The sequence below is a fragment of the Pacificispira sp. HM-600 genome, assembly GCF_977993705.1.
On the sequence record NZ_OZ388079.1, the window covers coordinates 999,072 to 1,017,834 of the forward strand.

The following is an 18,763-nucleotide window of genomic DNA, read 5'->3' on the forward strand; positions in this document are numbered from 1 at the left end:
CGACACTGAGCCTCCCGGACCGGCACTGGCATGGTCTGCGGCGCGACGTCCCCGGGATAACGTGGGTGCGGTGACCCTCGACCTCGACGCGCTGCGCCCGTTCCCCGATTCTGACGATCCCGACCTGCGAGCGCACGACGCCGCGGATCGCCTGCTGCTCGACGAGTCCGCCACCGCGCGACAGGGCCTTGAGCGGCAGGCCATCGTCGTCATCGGCGACGTGTACGGCGCGCTCGGGCTCACGGTCGCGAGCGAGACGGATGACTCCCCCGGTGTGGTCCGCGTACACCAGGACCCTCTCGCGTCCGAGCGTGGGCTCGCCGCGAACGCGCGGTCGGTGGGCCTCGAACCATCCGTCGTCTCAATGCCCCTCGATGCCGAGCTCGTACGCGGCGCCCGCGTCGTGTTGCTGCGACTGCCGCGCTCGCTCGAGGCGCTGCGCGACATCGCGGGCCTGATCGCCGCCCACGCGGCGCCGGACGTTGTGGTGTTCGCGGGCGGACGTCTCAAGTACATGAGCCTCGGCATGAACGACGTGCTGCGCGAGTACTTCGCCACGCTCGACGTCTCGCACGCTCGGCAGAAGTCGCGCGTGCTCATCGCGCGCGAACCCCACGACGGACGCGACCCGGTGCCCACTCGCACCCAGCACGACGGCGTGATCGTCTGCGCGTTCGGGGGCGTGTTCGCAGGTTCCTCACTCGACATCGGCACGCGGCTCCTGATCGACAATTTGCCCGACACGATCCCGGGCGAGGATGACGACGCGGCGATCGATCTGGCGTGCGGCAACGGGATCGTCGGCGCAACGCTGGCACTGCGGTACCCGAGCCTGCGCGTGTACGCGTCGGACGAATCATCCGCTGCCGTCGCTTCGGCACGCGCGACCGCGGTCGCGAACGGAATAGAAGACCGGATGTCCGTGGCCCGCGACGACGCGCTGTCGGCGTTGCCCGACGCGAGCGCGTCGTTCATCGCCCTGAATCCGCCGTTCCACCGCGGCGCGGCGATCGACGAAACGATCGCGCGGCACCTGTTCGCCGACGCGGCTCGCGTGCTGCGCCCGGGCGGCGAGCTGTGGACCGTCTGGAACTCGGCGCTGCAGTACCGGCAGCCCCTCGAGCGCCTGGTTGGCCCGACGCGTCAGGTCGCCCGTACGTCGAAGTTCACGGTCACGTTCTCGACCCGTCGCTGAGCCGACTCTTTTTCCGCGACCACGACTTCCTATTCTGCGTTAGATACTTCGAACATGACGTTTATGTTCTATTTATATGACATTCCGTTCGAGTTAGATTAATCTAACACTGGCTCCAAGTAGCCAGAATCTAACATCGCGCGAAGCGGAGGCGACATGCGTATCCAGAAGTCGGCCGACCTGGCGCGCGCAGTGAAGACGCGACGCCAGGCACGGGGCCTCACTCAGCAAGACGTCGCAGACGCCGTCGGCATCACTCGGCAATCTCTGGCACGGATCGAGCGTGGTCACGGCGGCGCATCGTTTGACACCGTGCTCCGCATCCTCGACAAGCTCGACATCCGTCTCGAAGCAACCTCGGGTGAACAGCGTCACATCGACATCCCCTTCCCCAGCGGAATCCACAATGCTCTCCGGGAAGCCGCCTCCGCGGTTCATACCACTCGCGTTATCGATGCCGCTGCGGCCGCCCAAGCAGCCGCAGCAGCCATCAACAACATCGACATCTCCGCCCTCGCCTCAGCGGCACACGGCAGCGCCGAAAGCTCCGCAGTCGCGGCAGCGATCCGAACGATCGACACCACCACGCCGCTGGCACGCTGGCGACGCGCTCTCGACGACCTGACCGGCCGGGTTCAAGAAACCGCGGCGCGCGAAGGATCCGAGCCGACTGCCGAAGTGGCGCGCGAGGCTCTGCTGAACGCGGCGATCAAGGCCGGCGATCCGGATCGCGAGGTCTCGAACCGGGAACCTCATGACTGACACGCTCGACGTCCACCTCTATGGTCGACGTGTCGCCACGATCTCACGACGAGGCAACAACCTGCAGCTGCGCTACCTGCCGGACTATGTCGAGAGCGAGCAACCGGTTCCGATCTCGGTGCAACTTCCGGTTGTGCCAGGAGTCGCCCCCGGCGAGACGACGAAGCGATTCCTCGAGAACCTCCTCCCCGACCGCCCCGACGTGAGGACTCGGTGGGCTCGGGAAGCCAAGCTGTCCAGCGATAGCGCCTTCGATCTCCTTTCCGTGTACGGCGCCGACGTCGCCGGAGCCCTCGAGTTCTACCCGGCGGAAACCGCCCCGCGTATTGCAGCCTCTCTCACACCTGTGAGCGACGACTCAATTGCGGCCCGAATCCGCCAGATCCGGGCAGATGATTCCGACTGGCTCGAGCACAACCCGGTCGAAAAAGGATTCTCTCTCGGCGGGGCGCAGGGCAAGTTCGCCCTGGCTCGGCGCGACGGTCGGTGGTTCGAGCCCACGGGGCAGCATCCTTCGACCCACATCTTCAAGCCGGGAGTGCGCACCCTCACCGGATCAGACGTTACCGAGCACATCACGCTGCAGGTGGCACGCAGGCTCGGGCTGATCGTCGCGGACACCGAGATCGGCCTGTTCGACGGCGAACACGTCCTCGTCGTCGAACGTTTCGATCGCCTGGTCGTCGACAACCAATATGTCCGCTTGCACCAGGAGGATCTTGCGCAGGCAACGGGCACGTCCTACCTCAACAAGTACGAGAGGGACGCCGGCCCGAGCTACCACGACATCTTCACGGTCTTCGACCGCGACCTAGCACCGGCGCAGGCCAGGGCGGCCAAGCAGCGCTTCGCCGAGTGCTTGGTGTTCTCGTGGATCATCGGGCACAACGACGGGCATTCGAAGAACTACTCGATCACTCACGCACCCACGGGTTCATTCCTGTCGCCGTTCTACGATCTGAACTCTGCCCTCCCTTTCGAGCTACCCGACCTGGTTCGCGCCAAGGACTATCGGGCCTACGACGGCGTCAAACTCGCCTTCGCGGTCGACGGCGCGGCAACGATCGGCGAGTTCGGGCTGCAGAGCCTGCGGACCCTGCAGCGAGATGCGAAGCTCCCCGACGGATACCTCGATGACTTCGCTCTCCTCATCGCAACGAACGTGCAGAGCGCCATTACCGAAACCACGGAGGGGCTACCCGAGCCCCTCCGTGCGATTCCTGCCGTTCAGTTGTATCCGTACGCGACCTACGCCCAGACCCTGCGGGTGCGGGATCTGCTCGTCGAGGGACGAAACCGAACAGGGTCTTCCTCGCTCCGAGGGTGAGAGATCTAGGCAGAAGGGCTTTTCTGAGTGGGTACGACGGACCAACGCCCAGCCGTACTAGCGTTGATCGGCGGACCAGCCGACCAGCGTGACCCGGATGGGGACCCATGTCATTAGATTTCACGGCGATCGACTTCGAAACGGCGAACGAACAGCGCGGCTCGGTGTGTGCGGTCGGAATCGCACAGGTGCGCAACGGTGTGGTGGTCGAGACCACGAGTTGGAAGGTGCAGCCCCCAACCGGCAGTCGATTCACGAACACCCACATTCACGGCATCACCGCGGCAGACGTCCGCAACGCCTCGACCTGGGGCGACTCGCTGGCGGCGATCAGCGAGTATGCCGGCGAAGGCACCCTCGTTGCCTACAACAGCCCGTTCGACAAAGGCGTGTACACCGCAGCGTCCCGCCTGTCAGAGATCGAGGCCGAAGACCGCGTCTGGCGGTGCGCACGGGTGCTGGCACGAACGCACCTCGAACTCGAGAGCTACCGCCTCATCGAGGTTGCCGAGCATCTCGGATTGGCCCCGTTCGAACATCATGATGCCGAAGAGGACGCACGCACCTGCGCCGACGTCGTGCTGACTATTGCGCGACGGCACGGCGGCGACGACATAGATGCGCTGTGGCCGATCAACACCGTCGCGCAGAGTCGGCGCTCGCATTACCGGCCGCTTCCGCTCCCGACTCACAACGCAGAGGCCGACCCCGGCCACCCGCTCTATGGGGCGAGCGTGACGTTCACCGGTGACCTCGAAGGATTCACCCGCGACGAGGCGCGTGCCGCGTGTGCGGCGCTCGGTGCCACGGTGACGGTGGGGCCGACGAAGAAGACGGATGTCGTAGTGGTCGGCGGATTCGACCCCGCGACGCTGAAGGAGGGGGTTACTGTGTCGGCGAAACTGCAGAAGGCGATGGACCTCCGCGCGGCGGGGCGGCCTGTCGAGCTGATCAGCGAGGCCGACCTGGTCGCCCTGTTGGCCTACGAACCGGGCCGTTAAGCGGCTCATCGCAATCGAGGGTGTAGTTGGGGTCTGAATCCTCCGGACTCGAGCAGTGATCTCGCGATGTAGTTGGTGAGGTTGCGGAAGCCGAGGGCGGAGCCGCGGAGGTGTTCGAGGCGGCCGTTGATGGCCTCAGTGGGTCCGTTCGAAGTGCCGGGTCGGTCGAAGAACGCGAGCACGTCGACCGCTCGTTGTTTCAGGGTCCGGCCGAGGCGACGGATCTCGACGAGGGCTGGGGGGACGCTGCTGGTGACGGAGTCGATGACTGCTTGCATCATGGTCTTCCCCTTGGTCTTGTCGGGTTCTCGGTAGGCGGCGATCATGCGTTGGTAGATGCCCCAGGTCGCTTCGACCTCGACGTGCTCATCGCCAGCGAACAACGCCTCCAAGCGCGCGCGTTGCTTCTCGGTGAGCAGGTTCGCGCCGGTGTGCAGGGTGCGTCGGGCCGTGTAGAGCGGGTCGCCGGCGCGGCCGCGGTGGCCGAGGGTGGCCTGTTGGACGCGTTGCCGGCACCGGTCGAGGGCGTCGCCGGCGAGGCGGACGACGTGGAACGGGTCCATCACCGGGACCGCGTCGGGGAGTTCTTCCGCTGCGGCGGTCTTGAACCCGGTGAACCCGTCCATCGCGACCACATCGACGCCGTCGCGCCAGGCCTTCGGGCGGCCGGCGAGCCACTGCTTGAACACGGCCTTCGAGCGTCCCTCGACCATGTCCAACAGCCTGGCGGGACCGGTCCTGTTCCGTGTCGGGGTGAGGTCGATGATCACGGTCACGTACTTGTCGCCGAGCCGGGTGTGTCGCCAGACGTGCTCGTCGACACCGATAGTGGTAACCCCGTCGAACCGGTGCGGGTCATCGATCAGACGACGCTTCCCCTCGGCGATGATCGCAGTGTTCGCCGTATGCCACGACACCCCCAGCCCTGCCGCAGCACGGGAGACGGTCAGGTGATCGATGACGATCCCGGTCAGTGCCCAGGTGAGCCCACCACGGGAGATCTTCGCCCGCCGGGGCGCAGCCTTCGTCGTGTCCTCCCGCCACGTTCGAGAGCAGTGCTCACAGTGATACCGGCGCACCCGCACCAGAAGTGTCGTGGGGCGGTGCCCGAACGGTTCATGTGCGAGGCGACGTCTGACCGTGTCACGCGGAACACCTTCCGCGCCGCACTTCCGGCACCACGGATCCGACTCCGCAACCCGACACTCGATCACCGCCCGATCCGGCTCGAGCAGCTGCCCGACGGCATCGAGACCGAGCTCGTCGAGGCGGCAGAACGTGGTCAGGTCAGGGTCGGCGAAGGTAGCGTGGAGCACGTCGAGGTCTTTCGGACGGTGAGTGTAGGAACTTCCATCCTGGAAGACCTCGACGCCTATCCGGAAACCGACGCGACTACACCCTCATCTGCGAAGAGCCCGTTAAGCGCGACGCCGCCTACGCGAACGGCGCGTACGCGCGGCCACCCTCGGCAATCTCGCGGTTGAGAGCCGACAGGCGGCGCACCAGCTCGGGGCCATCCTGCGCTACCGACTTCGGCCATCCATATGCCGCGGCAACGGCTTCGTCGAGTCGACGGTGGAGGGCCGCGAGATCGGCGAACGCGCCCTCGTCCATCAGGTTGTAGAGCTTCGTCAGGCCCATCTCGTGTTCGACACAGAGTTCGCCGCGACGCGCATAGAGAGCGACGGATGCCTCGGCCACCGCATCACGCTGTGCGGGTGTGACCGGGTCGGGCCACGGGAAGGTCATGAACGCGGTTGTCGGTGTGTATCGGAGGTCGCCCTTGAACGTCGATGACTGCGCCCAGGCCCACGCATCGTGGGCGCGCGACATCAAGACCCCCACGCTGTAGTCGTCATCGAATGCGAAGACATTTGTTGCGTCGCTTGCCATTGTCCAGGGCTCAACCCACGCGATGAACATCCGCTTTCCGTGGCGGCCGACCGATGCGTATCGCCTCAGTGATCTAAGCGCAGCGCGCATCTCGCCACGTGGCCGCCCAAACTGCCACCACTTCGTTCGGAAGCCCTTGTCGCCACTCGTGTCGCGTTCAGGCTTCACATCACGGCGGACAATTTGCAGCGCTCGGTCATATCGAGCGGCGGCCTCGAGAGGGAGAGAACCAAAGTCAATCACCCAGCGGCCTGGCATCTGCTCAACGGTTTCAGCGATGTCATCGCTCGTGAGGTAAGGACGAACGACGTCACGGTATGGCAAGCCATCGTCGCTCAGAAGGGATCGAGCGACTGCGTCCTCGATTACGAAGCCCTTCCCGACCGGGATGGGTCCTTGGAAGCAATGATCTTCATTCGCCCCGAGAGCTCGCGGCTCCCATGCGTCCCTGGAACCCTCCAACAATGAGGCAGTGATTCCCTGAACCTCTGTTCCATCCAGGTCAAAAGAAACCGGCGCCGCGTGTGGTTCCTTGACCCAGTTGACGATGCTGACGTGAACCTTCGCGTCACCAGGCCACTTCTGCGACGACACGGCGTCGGTGATTACCCCACCAGTCTCGACGATGTACTCGAGCGACGCGCCGCGCGCTCTGTTCTGCGAGATTGAATTCGTGCCCACGAGACCAGCGCGTTGCCCAGGCATGAGGTGCTGCTGCGTGATCCGAAACCAGTAGACGCAAAGATCTTTGACGCCGACACCAAAATGCGCACTAAGCCAATCGACGTACTCGTCACCCAGGGCAGCACGCAGCCGTTGGGATCCGAAGAACGGCGGGTTGCCGATGATCGTGTCGACCTCGGGCCACTCGGTTCGGAGCGCATCGGCGGCGCGCACGTTCGACAGGTCGACGAGCGGCAGCACGGGCTCGGCTTCTCCCACCCGATCCACCATCTGTCGGTGGCCCATCCAGAGCGTGACGCGCGCGATCATGACGGCGACGCGCTCGATGTCGAGGCCGTAGAGGTTCGCGAGAGGGTAGTAGGGCAGCGGGCCGACCGGCTTCGCCGCGCCCGTCTGCGTGGCCAACGCGTCGATGCGCCGCTTCGCCTCGTACTCGAGCGTGCGTAGCTCGCGGTACGCGACATACAAGAAGTTGCCACAGCCGCACGCGGGGTCGAGCACGCGATACTCGCACAGTTCGTGCAACACGAGCACAGCATCCGAGACGGATGTGGCGCCGTCGATGCGCTCGCGCCAGGGGCGCACGATCGTCGGTGCGACGATCTTCATGATGTCGGCCTCGTGCGTATAGTGCGCACCGATCTCGGAGCGACGATCGTCACCCAGAACGCCCTCGAGCAGCGATCCGAAAATGGTCGGGTTGACCTCGCGCCAATTGAACTCGGCTGCAAGTCGCAGATGGACGAGCTCATCACGCGTCAAGAACACCGCTGCCGGACGAGCGAACAGATCGCCGTTGACGTAGCGCGTGCCCGAATAGCGGCCCTTGCGGTTGTGGTCGCCCTTCTGATTCAACAGGCTGAAGAGATAGCCGATGTCGCGCGCCGAATCGGGGTCAGATTCTTTGAGAAGCGCGTCAACGGTCGACTGGAGCGGATACCCGTCGAGCATCCCCAGATCTTCGGCGAACAGGCACCACACCAACTGCATCGTGAAACGCTGAATCTCGTCGACCGGAGCAGCCGACCGATCGATCATCGACCGGTAGAACTCGGCGATGTGCCGGGCCGCATCAGCGGTGAGCTCTCGCCGGTGTTCGCTGAACACCGGTTCGAGCGTGTCGTTCTGCAGAAACAGAAGCGCATCGTAATGATCCGCAAGCTCGTCGATCCCGAACGTGATGCGCGGCGCCTTCGGAAACCGGCCGGGCTCCCACACCTCGAACTGCTGAAAGTTGCAGGCGACAACCCAGCGAGCGGCCGGGGTGTCACCGTCACTCGACTCACGCCAGTACCGATCGATCTGCTCCGCAGCCTTAGCCAGAGGCGTGCCGGGCTTCTTCATCTCGAAGATCGCGATACCCGGCCAGTGCAGATCCATGAAACCGGCAGAGCTCTTGAAATCCTCGAAAAGTGCCCCGACCGCCTGACGATCAGAGCCGTAGGCAGCAAACAACTCGTTGAGAAACGTCTGAGCCTCGGCGCGCTCGCTCCCGGAATACCTTCGCCACTTGCTCGCGAAACCGGCGAGGGCAGTCTGAATCTCGGTGCCGCTACGCACCCCGCCGTCGACCACGAATCAGAACATCCGGGTTTCGACGGCGTAGTACGTCCCCTGCATCAGTCGCTTGCGCAGCTTCTGCAGTTCATCCAAGGTCTCTTGCAACACGAGCTCTTCGTTCTGCGAGCCACCCACTTTTCGGATATTCGCGAGCGCGCGCTTCGAGCGAGTAATCGCGTGCTCGAGGTTCAAAAGCACATCAGAAACCTCGCCCATGACCTGTTCGCGAGCGCGTTGCTCGTCCGAACGCTGACCCTCGGAACGCTGTCCGGTCGCCACCTGCTGAACCATGCGATCCTCCTGATCGAAACCGGATGCCTGGGGCTTACCGTACGCGGCGGCCCCGACATCCGATTCGTCATCTACAGATCCTGTGGACTCCATGTTGTCCACAGAACCACATCGGGCCTAGAAGTCCCAGTCGTCGTCCTCGGTCGCGACAGCCTTGCCGATCACGTACGACGAGCCTGAGCCCGAGAAGAAGTCGTGGTTCTCGTCCGCGTTGGGTGACAGCGCCGACAGAATCGCCGGGTTCACGTTCGTGACGGTCGAGGGGAACATCGCCTCGTAGCCCAGGTTCATCAGGGCCTTGTTGGCGTTGTAGTGCAGGAACTTCTTGACGTCTTCGGTCAGGCCGACGCCGTCGTAGAGGTCCTGCGTGTACTGCACCTCGTTGTCGTAGAGCTCGTACATGAGCGAGAACGTGTAGTCCTTGAGCTCGTCACGTTCGGCCTGCGAGACCTTCTCGAGTCCCTTCTGGAACTTGTAGCCGATGTAGTACCCGTGCACGGCCTCGTCGCGGATGATCAGGCGGATCAGGTCGGCCGTGTTCGTCAGCTTGGCGCGCGACGACCAGTGCATCGGCAGATAGAAGCCCGAGTAGAAGAGGAAGCTCTCGAGCAGGGTCGAGGCGACCTTGCGCTTGAGCGGGCTGTCGCCACGGTAGTAATCCATGACGATCTGAGCCTTCTTCTGAAGGTTCGGGTTCTCGACCGACCAACGGAACGCCTCGTCGATCTCTTTCGTCGAGCAGAGCGTCGAGAAGATCGACGAATAGCTCTTGGCGTGCACCGACTCCATGAACGCGATGTTGGTGTACACCGCCTCTTCGTGCGGCGTGATCGCGTCTGGGATGAGCGATACGGCGCCGACCGTGGCCTGGACGGTGTCGAGCAGGGTCAGGCCCGTGAACACACGCATCGTCAGCAGCTGCTCGTCGGGGGTCAGCGTGTTCCACGACTGGATGTCGTTCGAGAGCGGGATCTTCTCGGGCAACCAGAAGTTGTTGACGAGGCGGTTCCACACCTCGACATCCTTCTCATCTTCGATGCGGTTCCAGTTGATCGCCTGAACCTCGTTCAGGAGCTTGAGCTTTTCGGCCATTTTCGTTCTTTCTGTCTGGCAGTGGGCCCGGGCAACGCCCGGGCCCACTGTTTTGTCAGACCCTCTGAGAGATAGTTCCGCCGGGATTCCCGTCGGCCGCGCGCTTGGTTACGAATTGTCCGGTCGACGCAGAGCGGTGCACTGTTGTCGAGTTCGAAGTCCCCGAGCCAACCCGCTCGGTGGTCGTCTTGCCCGGCCACCTAGCTGCCGCCGCGTTCGAGACAAATCGCCCGCTCTTAGCGCTCCGATTTACAGATCGTCCTGCCACCATTTCACCTCCTTCCGGGGCTATGAAACCCCGGAAGGAATGGGCCTGGTTGGCCCGGTCAACTCCTGTATAGTCGGTGCTCCAACGCCAATTGGAAGCTCCGCATCCGGGGCTTTTGGGGTCGACTCCGTTTCGGGTCGGCCCCAAACTTGTTTAGTTTTCAAGACAAGCGAAGAGCGACTACAGCGTGCACGAGACGCACATGTCCATCGACGTGCCCTCGAGGGCCATCTGACGCAGGCGGATGTAGTAGATCGTCTTGATCCCCTTCTTCCACGCGTAGATCTGCGCCTTGTTGATGTCACGCGTCGTGGCGGTGTCCTTGAAGAACAGTGTCAGCGACAGGCCCTGGTCGACGTGCTGCGTCGCCGCGGCGTACGTGTCGATGACCTTTTCGTAGCCGATCTCGTAGGCGTCCTGGTAGTACTCCAGGTTGTCGTTCGTCATGAACGCGGCCGGGTAGTAGACGCGGCCGAGCTTGCCTTCCTTGCGGATCTCGACCTTCGCCGCGATCGGGTGGATCGACGACGTCGAGTTGTTGATGTAGGAGATCGACCCGGTCGGCGGCACGGCCTGAAGGTTCTGGTTGTAGATACCGTGCTGCTGGATCTTCGCCTTCAGCGCCGTCCAGTCATCCTGTGTCGGGATGTGGACGCCGGCGAACATGTCCTTCACCTTGTCGGTCTCAGGAACCCAGGCGCGCTCGATGTACTTGTCGAAGAACTCCCCCGACGCGTACTTGGAGTCCTCGAAGCCCTCGAAGGCCTGTCCGCGCTCGATCGCGATCTCGTTCGAGGCGCGCAGGGCGTGGAAGAGCACCGTGTAGAAGTAGATGTTGGTGAAGTCGATGCCCTCTTCCGAACCGTAGAAGACGCGCTCACGAGCGAGGTAGCCGTGCAGGTTCATCTGGCCGAGGCCGATCGCGTGAGTGCGGTCGTTGCCCTCTTCGATCGAGCGGACGGAACGGATGTGGCTCTGGTTGCTGACCGCTGTCAGACCCCGGATGGCCGTCTCGACCGTCTTGCCGAGGTCGGGCGAGTCCATCGCGAGCGCGATGTTCAGCGACCCGAGGTTGCAGGAGATGTCCTTGCCGATCTTCGAGTACGAGAGGTCTTCGTTGTACGTCGTCGGCGTGTTCACCTGCAGGATTTCGCTGCAGAGGTTGGACATGTTGATGCGGCCCTTGATCGGGTTGGCCGCATTCACCGTGTCCTCGAACATGATGTACGGGTAGCCCGATTCGAACTGGATCTCGGCGAGGGTCTGGAAGAACTCGCGGGCGTTGATCTTGGTCTTCTTGATACGCGCGTCATCGACCATCTCGCGGTACTTCTCGGTGACCGAGATGTCGCCGAAGGGCACGCCGTAGACCTTCTCGACGTCGTACGGCGAGAAGAGGTACATGTCTTCGTCGTTGCGGGCGAGCTCGAACGTGATGTCGGGCACGACGACACCGAGCGACAGCGTCTTGATGCGGATCTTCTCGTCCGCGTTCTCACGCTTGGTGTCGAGGAACCGCAGGATGTCGGGGTGGTGCGCCTGCAGGTACACAGCTCCCGCGCCCTGACGCGCGCCGAGCTGGTTGGCGTAGCTGAAGCTGTCTTCGAGCAGCTTCATGACGGGGATGATGCCCGAGGACTGGTTCTCGATCTGCTTGATCGGGGCGCCGGACTCACGGATGTTCGAGAGCAGCAGGGCCACGCCGCCGCCGCGCTTGGAGAGCTGCAGCGAGGAGTTGATGCCGCGCGAGATCGACTCCATGTTGTCTTCGATGCGCAGCAAGAAGCACGACACGAGCTCGCCGCGCTGGGCCTTGCCCGTGTTGAGGAACGTCGGGGTGGCGGGCTGGAAGCGGCCCGAGAGGATCTCTTCAACGAGTTCCATCGCGAGCTTCTGGTCGCCGTCGGCCAGGCCGAGCGCGGTCATGACGACGCGGTCTTCGAACCGCTCGAGGTAACGCTTGCCATCGAAGGTCTTGAGCGTGTAGCTCGTGTAGTACTTGAACGCCCCGAGGAACGTCTCGAAGCGGAACTTCTTGCCGTACGCGAAGTCGTTGAGTTCCTGGATGAACTCGAACGGATACTTCGCCAGCACAGCCGGTTCGTAGTACTCCTTCTCGACCAGGTAGTCGAGACGCTCCTTGAGGGAGTGGAAGAAGACGGTGTTCTGGTTGACGTGCTGCAGGAAGTACTCCCGCGCGGCGCGCTTGTCGGCGTCGAACTGGATCTTGCCGTCGGCTCCGTACAGGTTGAGCATCGCGTTCAGGGAGTGGTAGTCCATCCCGTCGAACGCCGCGTTGTCTTTAAAAGGCGTCTGCTTGAGGGGAGTCTCGGTCAGTGCTGTATCCACCATCGTTCCAATCCGTCGCTCACGCGATCGATGTCTTCTGGCGTGCCGAACAGTTCGAGCCGATACAGGTGCGGCACGTTGCACTTGCGGCTGATGATGTCGCCGGCGAGTCCGAATGACTCACCGAAGTTGGTGTTACCCGCGGAGATGACTCCCCGGATGAACTGGCGGTTGCGCTCCTCGTTGAGGAAGCGGATCACCTGTTTGGGAACGGCGCCCTTTTCTTCGCCCCGCCCCTTGCCCCCGCCGTATGTCGGGGTGACGAGCACGAACGGCTCATCGACGACGGGCGATTCCTCCCCCTGCAGAGGGATTCTGACCGCCGGCATCCCGAGCTTCTCGATGAACCGGGCGGTGTTGCCCGACACGCTCGAGAAGTACACGAGCAGGGGCGCGTGTGTCGCCACTGCGCTCACATCGCACCTCCCGTGCGCCGGGCCTCAGGCCAGGCGTGTTGCGAGTTCGTCGATCTTGTCGGGACGGAAGCCCGACCAGTGGTCGCCGTCGGTGATGACGACGGGCGCCTGGAGGTAGCCCAGGGCCTTGACCTGCTCGAGTGCGGACGGGTCCTGCGACAGGTCGAGTACCTCGTATTCGAGGCCCTTCGAGTCGAGGGCGCGGTAGGTGGCGGTGCACTGGACGCAGGACGGCTTCGTGTAAACGGTGATTGCCATTTCGGCCTTCATCCCCTTATTCATCGGTCTTCTTGGTTGCTTGAGCCGGCGTCCCCCCACCGGGAGTCCAATACTACATATGGGTACCGACACCGGAAGGCACCACAAGGGGTAGTAGTTACATTCGTGTAGTTCTCCACCGCCTCTCCCCTTAACAACACAGGTTGTCCACCGATTCATCCACAGGCGGCGGATCGATTTCGAACCTGAAAATCGCTGAATAACGCCACATTCGGATGCCTCGGCCCGAGCTATCCACAGGGGCGACGATATGAGGGGGCTCCGACATCCGGATTCCTGTGGACAACGTCGACACGGCGTGTCGCGGACCGTGTCGGCGTGTCGCACGCCGGGACTACCATTGACCTTTCGTGGGCGCATATCGGGAACTACTGAAGACGCCCGGCGTCGGCCGGATCATCGCCGCACAGCTGACGGCGCGATTCCCGAACGGGATGATCTCGCTCGCCCTCCTTCTGCACATCGAGCAACTGACGGGCTCGTACGGCGCCGCGGGTCTGGTGCTGGCGGCAACCTCGGTCGGTCAAGCCGTCGCCGGCCCTGTGACGAGTCGTTGGATGGGCATCTGGGGCATGCGCCGTGTGCTCACACTGACGACCGCGGTCTGCGCCGCCGCCCTGCTGGTGCTGGGACTCCTCCCTATGGCGCTTCCGCTGACCATGGCGTTCGGTCTCGTCGCGGGCCTCGCCACCCCGCCGGTGCAGTCCGCGGTGCGGACGGTCTACCCGAAGATGGTCAACTCTCGGCAGCTGACGCCGTTGTTCTCGTTGGATGCCTCATTGCAAGAACTCATCTGGGTCTTCGCGCCGGTCGTCATCACGTTCGTCGCGCTGCAGGCCGGCACGACCACCGCCATGGTGCTGATCGTCGTGATCCTGCTCGGCGGATGCGCGTGGTTCATCATGTCGCCCGAGATCGGACGCGTACGCATCCCGCGCAGCCGCCGCCGAATCGGCAAGGTCCTAGCCAAGCCGCCCGTGCTGCTGGCGACTGTTGTCGGGTTCCTCCTGATCGGCGCGTGCGCGGCGGTCGAGGCCGGTGTCGTCGCGACGTTCGGGCACGGCGGCTTCGAGGCCGGCATCGTGCTCGCTCTGTTCGCGATCGGCAGCTTGACGGGCGGCCTCAGCTTCGGGCACATCCCGATCGGCTCGTGGGCGATGGCGCGTCGCCTCACGGTCGTCGCGGTGGGCCTCATGCTGACGACGATCTCGCTCAACGTCTTCTGGATTGGCGGCACCCTTCTGCTCGCCGGCATCGGGATCGCTCCCGCCCTGGCCGTCGTCTTCGCGATCACGAGCGCGAGCGTCAAGTTCAGCGACACGGCCGAGGCGTACGGATGGATCGGCACGGGCCAGCTCATCGGTGCCGCCGCAGGTTCCGCCATCGCGGGCTTCGTGATCGATGGCGCGGGCCCGACGGCCGCGTACTGGGCCGCGGCGGTCTTCGCGGTGTTCGGTGTGACCGTCTCGGTCCTGTGGGTGCGCTCGTTCCCCGATCTGCGCGGCCGGGATGCGAGCCCGATCCCCGACACGGAGCCCGTCCACACCATCACGTGAAGCATCCGCTCGCTCATGCGCCCGTGGACCGCTCGCCTGGCACTAGTTGTGACGTCGCGCCCCGCCAAACAACATCTACTGCCAGGCGAGCGGGTCGGACGAGCGGGTCGTTTGAGCCCTCAGGCGATGCGACTCAGCACGTGCAGCAGAGCGAGAGCGTAAGCATCCGACGGCTCCGGATGCGTGAACACGGCCGACTCCCCCGCTATCTCGATCTCGACCTCGTGCGTGTCAACGAGACGGCGGAGCGCACGGAACGTGCCGCGCAACAGCTCCCGTAGCTGATCCTCGCGCGGCAGCCACAGCGCATCCTCGAGCGCGACGGAATCCAGCGCCCACTCGGTGGTCCCGTTGAAGGCCAGGATGACGCCGGTCGAATACTCCCGCGGCTCGATCGTCATCTCGCTGACGGTGAAGATGTCGGCCTCGAACTCGGGTTCGTCGAGCTGGAACCGGTCACCCGAGGCGGGATGCCACACCAGCCCGGTCTCGCGCAGCGCAATCGCCAGCTCGGTCGAGATCATGCATCCATCTTGCCGTCGCGAAACTCGGCCAGGGCCGGAACGGACCCAGCCTCAGCGCTCTTCCGCCAGATTCGGCACGGATTCTGCCGAACGCGAGAGGTCGCGCGTTTCGCGTCCATCCGTTCGTAGGCTGGACGCCATGACCGCGCCCCTCACCCTCCCCGCCCTGACGTGGGGCTCCGCTGATGCGCCCCACCGCGCCCTCCTGATCCACGGGCTCGGGTCGAGCGGCGCCCTGATGTGGCGCCTCGGCGCCGCCCTCGGCGAGGCGGGCTGGGCTGCGAGCGCCGTCGACCTGCGCGGCCACGGTTCGGCGCCCCGTGCGCTCGACTACACGATCGACGCGTTCGCGGCGGATGTCGCGGCCACCACTCCCCCGCAGGGTGGCGCCTGGGACCTCGTCATCGGCCACTCGCTCGGCGGCGCCGCGGCTGTCGTCGCCTCAGCCGCGTACCCCTACTGGGCGCGACGACTCGTGCTGATCGACCCGGGCATCGTTGTGCTCGGGGCCGATGCCGAGGCCGTCCGCGTCAGCCAGGAACAGGCGTTCGCCGACAACCGCACCGAACTCGTGCGGGCGGAGCACCCGGAGTGGCACCCGCAGGACATCGAGCTGAAGGTCGACGCGGTCGCACGTGCCAGTCGGTGGGCGGTCGACCAGGTCGCCGTGCAGAATCCCGACTGGGACGTTCGGGATGCGTGCGCCCGTGTCGCCGTTCCGACGCACGTGATCGGCGCCGACCCCGCGGTCTACAGCCTCTTCACGGGCGAGGTCGCGGCCGGTGTGCTCGCGGCGAACCCGCTCTTCACGATGTCGGTCGTGGCGGGGGCCGGCCACTCGCCACACCGCGACAAGCCGGACGAGACCGTGCGGCAGCTGCTCGGCGTCCCCGAGGATTGACGGCCCGGAGCCAACCGCGCGGCGAGAGAATGGAGGGGTGCCCGACTTCGACCCCACCGAATACCTTCCCGACGACCTGATCGAGCGCATCCGCTCTCGGGCGGCGACGCACGATCGCGAGAACACCTTCCCCGAGGACGACCTCGCCGACCTGCGCGCCGCGGGCTACCTTGCGATCCTCGTGCCTCGGGACCGCGGCGGTGCCGGGCTCGGCCTCGCCGAGGCATCCGTTCTGCAGCAGCGTCTCGCGGGCGCGGCTCCCGCGACCGCCCTCGCGATCAACATGCACCTGGTGTGGACCGGGGTCGCAAAAGTCCTCCAGGACCGCGGCATCGACGACCTCGCCTTCGTCCAGACGGGCGCTGCCGCGGGCGAGGTCTTCGCCTTCGGCATCAGCGAGGGCGGCAACGATCTCGTTCTCTTCGGAAGCGACACGGATGCCGCACCGCTCCCCGACGGCGGGTACAGCTTCACGGGCACCAAGATCTTCACGTCGCTCGCGCCCGTCTGGTCGCACCTGGGCCTGCACGGCCTCGACACGACCAGCCCAGACGGCCCGAAGATGGTCTACGCGTTCGTCTCGCGCGACGAAGAGGCCGCGGGCCGCATCACCACGCGCGACGACTGGGACACCCTCGGCATGCGCGGCACGCAGAGCCGCACGACCGAGCTGCACGCCGCCGTCGCGCCCGCGGACCGCGCCGTCCGCCGCATCGACCCGGGCCCCCAGCCCGACCCGCTCGTCTTCGGCATCTTCAGCGTCTTCGAGATCCTGCTCGCCTCGGTATACACCGGGATCGCGCGCCGGGCGCTCGACGTCGCGGTCGCGACCGCCCAGTCGCGCACGTCGAAGAAGACCGGCACGACCTACAGCCAGGATCCGGACATCCGCTGGCGCATCGCCGACATGGCGCTCGCCTACGATGCCCTGCCGCCTCAGATCGCCGCGCTGGCCGCCGACGTAGACGGCGTCGCCGACCACGGATCGCAGTGGTTCTCGTTGCTCGCCGGCCTCAAGCACCGCGCTGTCGTGGCCGCAAAGACCGTGGTCGACGATGCGATCCTCGTCGCGGGCGGCTCGTCGTACTTCGCGGGATCCGAACTCGCGCGCCTGTACCGCGACGTGTTGGCCGGGCAGTTCCACCCCTCCGACCCCGAATCCGCGCACTCGACCGTTGCGACCGCCTGGTTGGGTCCGATCGGGCGCTGACCCTCGTCGTTGCTGGCAGGATCGAAACCATGCGTGCCGATACTCTGCCCCCGGTCAGCCTGCCCTCGGTAGAACTCGGCGACGGGCTGACCGTCACCGCCCTCGGGTACGGGGCGATGAGCCTCACGGATGTCTACGGCCCGGTCGACGACGACACCGCGCTCGCGACCCTCACGCACGCGGTCGATTCCGGCATCCGCTTCGTCGACACCGCGAACGTCTACGGCGACGGCCGCAGCGAACGCATCATCTCGCGACTGCTGCAGACCCGACGCGGCGACGTCGTGCTCGCCACGAAGTTCGGCATTCACGGCGGCACGGCCGGAAAACGAGGGGTGCGTGGGACACCCGAGTACGTGCACGAGCAGATCGACCTGAGCCTCCAGCGCCTCGGCACCGACCACGTCGACCTCTATTACCAGCACCGCGTCGACCCCGACGTCCCGATCGAAGAAACGGTCGGCGCGATGGCCGAGCTCGTCGCGGCGGGCAAGGTGCGCCACCTTGGGCTCTCCGAGGCGACGGCCGACGAACTTCGCCGGGCTAACGCCGTCCACCCGATCGCCGCGCTGCAGACCGAGTGGAGCGTGCTGAGCCGCGACGTCGAGCGCGCCGTCATCCCCGCCGCGGTCGAGTCCGGTACCGGCTTCGTGCCGTATTCGCCGTTGAGCCGAGGATGGCTCGGCGACGACTTCGACGCCACGCGCATCGGCCCGGGCGACATGCGCCCCAACTTCCCCCGCTTCGCGCCCGACAACCTCGCGGCGAACGCAGCGCTTCGCGCCGAGTATCTCGTGATCGCGCACGATGCGGGCCTGACCGGCACCGAGCTGGCGTTCGCCTGGCTCTTCACCCGCGCCGGAGCCCTCGGCATCCCGATCTCGCCAATCCCCGGCTCGCGCTTCGCCGCGCATGTCGACGGATGGATGGGTGGGGTCGGTGTGACGCTCGATGCCGAAACGATGGCGCGCCTCGACGGCTTCGCCGGTCGCGTGCAGGGTGCGCGCAGCTTCGACCGCAACTGGACGAGCCTGCGCGACGAGCCTGTTTAGACACAGGCACGCTTAGACGCAGACCTGTTTAGACCCAGGCCCGTCTAGACGCGGGCCCGCGCAGACGCGCGCCAACTCAGCGCTTGTCGAAATCGAAAGCGCGCAACAGCTCCGCCACGGCCTGCTCACGCTCCGTGCCGCCCTGCTCGAACATGGTCGTCACGTGGGTGCGCAGATGGTTCTCGAGCAGCAGGCGGTTGAGCGATTCGAGCGCCTTCTCGATCGCGCGGGACTGCCCGATGATGTCCATGCAGTAGTCCTCGTTCTCGATCATCTTCGTGAGCCCACGCAGCTGACCCTCGAGGATGCTCGTGCGGTGCAGGGCGCGCTTCTTGATGTCATCGATCACGCCGCAAGATTACCGCCGTGAGCGGGTGGGTCAGGCACCGCAACCCCCGCCGGG

General features: G+C 65.1%; 17 protein-coding genes. 8 read left to right on the plus strand and 9 right to left on the minus strand.

Annotated features, from left to right (window positions below):
- The first annotated feature begins 70 nt into the window (after nucleotides 1–70).
- From ACXZ1E_RS04640 to ACXZ1E_RS04655, 4 genes are all read left to right on the plus strand, one after another.
- Entirely contained in the window at nucleotides 71–1,195 is a 1,125-nt protein-coding gene (locus tag ACXZ1E_RS04640; RefSeq protein WP_458042250.1) for a class I SAM-dependent methyltransferase, read from the plus strand.
- Nucleotides 1,196–1,351: 156 nt separating this feature from the next.
- Nucleotides 1,352–1,957, plus strand: a complete 606-nt coding sequence (locus tag ACXZ1E_RS04645) for a helix-turn-helix transcriptional regulator (protein WP_458042251.1) — start codon at nucleotides 1,352–1,354, stop codon at nucleotides 1,955–1,957.
- The gene (locus ACXZ1E_RS04650; protein ID WP_458042252.1) at nucleotides 1,950–3,284 is read left to right on the plus strand and encodes a HipA domain-containing protein; all 1,335 of its coding nucleotides are present in this window, start codon (nucleotides 1,950–1,952) and stop codon (nucleotides 3,282–3,284) included. Before ACXZ1E_RS04645 ends, ACXZ1E_RS04650 begins: the two co-directional genes overlap by 8 nt.
- A 107-nt stretch (nucleotides 3,285–3,391) precedes the next feature.
- Nucleotides 3,392–4,285, plus strand: coding sequence for an exonuclease domain-containing protein (locus tag ACXZ1E_RS04655; protein ID WP_458042253.1), 894 nt, complete (start codon nucleotides 3,392–3,394; stop codon nucleotides 4,283–4,285).
- Nucleotides 4,286–4,290: 5 nt separating this feature from the next.
- Here ACXZ1E_RS04655 and ACXZ1E_RS04660 read toward each other — a convergent pair whose 3' ends face one another.
- The 7 genes from ACXZ1E_RS04660 to nrdH form a co-directional block, all read right to left on the minus strand.
- The gene (locus ACXZ1E_RS04660) at nucleotides 4,291–5,601 is read right to left on the minus strand and encodes an ISL3 family transposase (protein ID WP_458042254.1); all 1,311 of its coding nucleotides are present in this window, start codon (nucleotides 5,599–5,601) and stop codon (nucleotides 4,291–4,293) included.
- Between the two features lie 118 nt (nucleotides 5,602–5,719).
- Complete coding sequence (locus ACXZ1E_RS04665) at nucleotides 5,720–8,437, minus strand: DNA methyltransferase (protein WP_458042255.1); 2,718 nt, start codon at nucleotides 8,435–8,437, stop codon at nucleotides 5,720–5,722.
- Between the two features lie 3 nt (nucleotides 8,438–8,440).
- Nucleotides 8,441–8,806, minus strand: coding sequence for a hypothetical protein (locus tag ACXZ1E_RS04670; RefSeq protein ID WP_458042256.1), 366 nt, complete (start codon nucleotides 8,804–8,806; stop codon nucleotides 8,441–8,443).
- Between the two features lie 24 nt (nucleotides 8,807–8,830).
- Nucleotides 8,831–9,805, minus strand: a complete 975-nt coding sequence (gene nrdF, locus ACXZ1E_RS04675; RefSeq protein ID WP_458042257.1) for a class 1b ribonucleoside-diphosphate reductase subunit beta — start codon at nucleotides 9,803–9,805, stop codon at nucleotides 8,831–8,833.
- Nucleotides 9,806–10,253: 448 nt separating this feature from the next.
- Complete coding sequence (gene nrdE, locus ACXZ1E_RS04680; protein ID WP_458352054.1) at nucleotides 10,254–12,425, minus strand: class 1b ribonucleoside-diphosphate reductase subunit alpha; 2,172 nt, start codon at nucleotides 12,423–12,425, stop codon at nucleotides 10,254–10,256.
- Nucleotides 12,407–12,829, minus strand: coding sequence for a class Ib ribonucleoside-diphosphate reductase assembly flavoprotein NrdI (gene nrdI, locus ACXZ1E_RS04685; protein ID WP_458352055.1), 423 nt, complete (start codon nucleotides 12,827–12,829; stop codon nucleotides 12,407–12,409). The genes nrdE and nrdI overlap by 19 nt, the downstream gene beginning before the upstream one ends.
- Nucleotides 12,830–12,862: 33 nt before the next feature.
- Nucleotides 12,863–13,096, minus strand: a complete 234-nt coding sequence (gene nrdH, locus ACXZ1E_RS04690; protein ID WP_036294795.1) for a glutaredoxin-like protein NrdH — start codon at nucleotides 13,094–13,096, stop codon at nucleotides 12,863–12,865.
- Between the two features lie 371 nt (nucleotides 13,097–13,467).
- On the opposite strand from nrdH, the gene ACXZ1E_RS04695 reads away from it, so the two are divergent.
- The gene (locus ACXZ1E_RS04695; RefSeq protein WP_458042259.1) at nucleotides 13,468–14,673 is read left to right on the plus strand and encodes an MFS transporter; all 1,206 of its coding nucleotides are present in this window, start codon (nucleotides 13,468–13,470) and stop codon (nucleotides 14,671–14,673) included.
- A gap of 119 nt (nucleotides 14,674–14,792) precedes the next feature.
- Here the strand turns inward: ACXZ1E_RS04695 and ACXZ1E_RS04700 are convergent, their stop codons facing one another.
- Nucleotides 14,793–15,197, minus strand: a complete 405-nt coding sequence (locus ACXZ1E_RS04700) for a pilus assembly protein CpaE (protein WP_458042260.1) — start codon at nucleotides 15,195–15,197, stop codon at nucleotides 14,793–14,795.
- 139 nt (nucleotides 15,198–15,336) lie between these two features.
- Between ACXZ1E_RS04700 and ACXZ1E_RS04705 the strand changes: the two genes are divergently transcribed.
- Genes ACXZ1E_RS04705 through ACXZ1E_RS04715 form a run of 3 tightly spaced genes read left to right on the plus strand, consistent with a single transcriptional unit; the run spans nucleotide 15,337 to nucleotide 18,360 of the window.
- Entirely contained in the window at nucleotides 15,337–16,098 is a 762-nt protein-coding gene (locus tag ACXZ1E_RS04705) for an alpha/beta fold hydrolase (RefSeq protein WP_458042261.1), read from the plus strand.
- A 37-nt stretch (nucleotides 16,099–16,135) separates the two neighbouring features.
- On the plus strand, nucleotides 16,136–17,308 hold the full coding sequence (locus ACXZ1E_RS04710; RefSeq protein WP_458042262.1) for an acyl-CoA dehydrogenase family protein: 1,173 nt from the start codon (nucleotides 16,136–16,138) through the stop codon (nucleotides 17,306–17,308).
- Between the two features lie 29 nt (nucleotides 17,309–17,337).
- The gene (locus ACXZ1E_RS04715) at nucleotides 17,338–18,360 is read left to right on the plus strand and encodes an aldo/keto reductase (protein ID WP_458042263.1); all 1,023 of its coding nucleotides are present in this window, start codon (nucleotides 17,338–17,340) and stop codon (nucleotides 18,358–18,360) included.
- Nucleotides 18,361–18,436: 76 nt separating this feature from the next.
- Here ACXZ1E_RS04715 and ACXZ1E_RS04720 read toward each other — a convergent pair whose 3' ends face one another.
- On the minus strand, nucleotides 18,437–18,709 hold the full coding sequence (locus ACXZ1E_RS04720; RefSeq protein ID WP_036296416.1) for a metal-sensitive transcriptional regulator: 273 nt from the start codon (nucleotides 18,707–18,709) through the stop codon (nucleotides 18,437–18,439).
- Nucleotides 18,710–18,763: the final 54 nt, after the last annotated feature.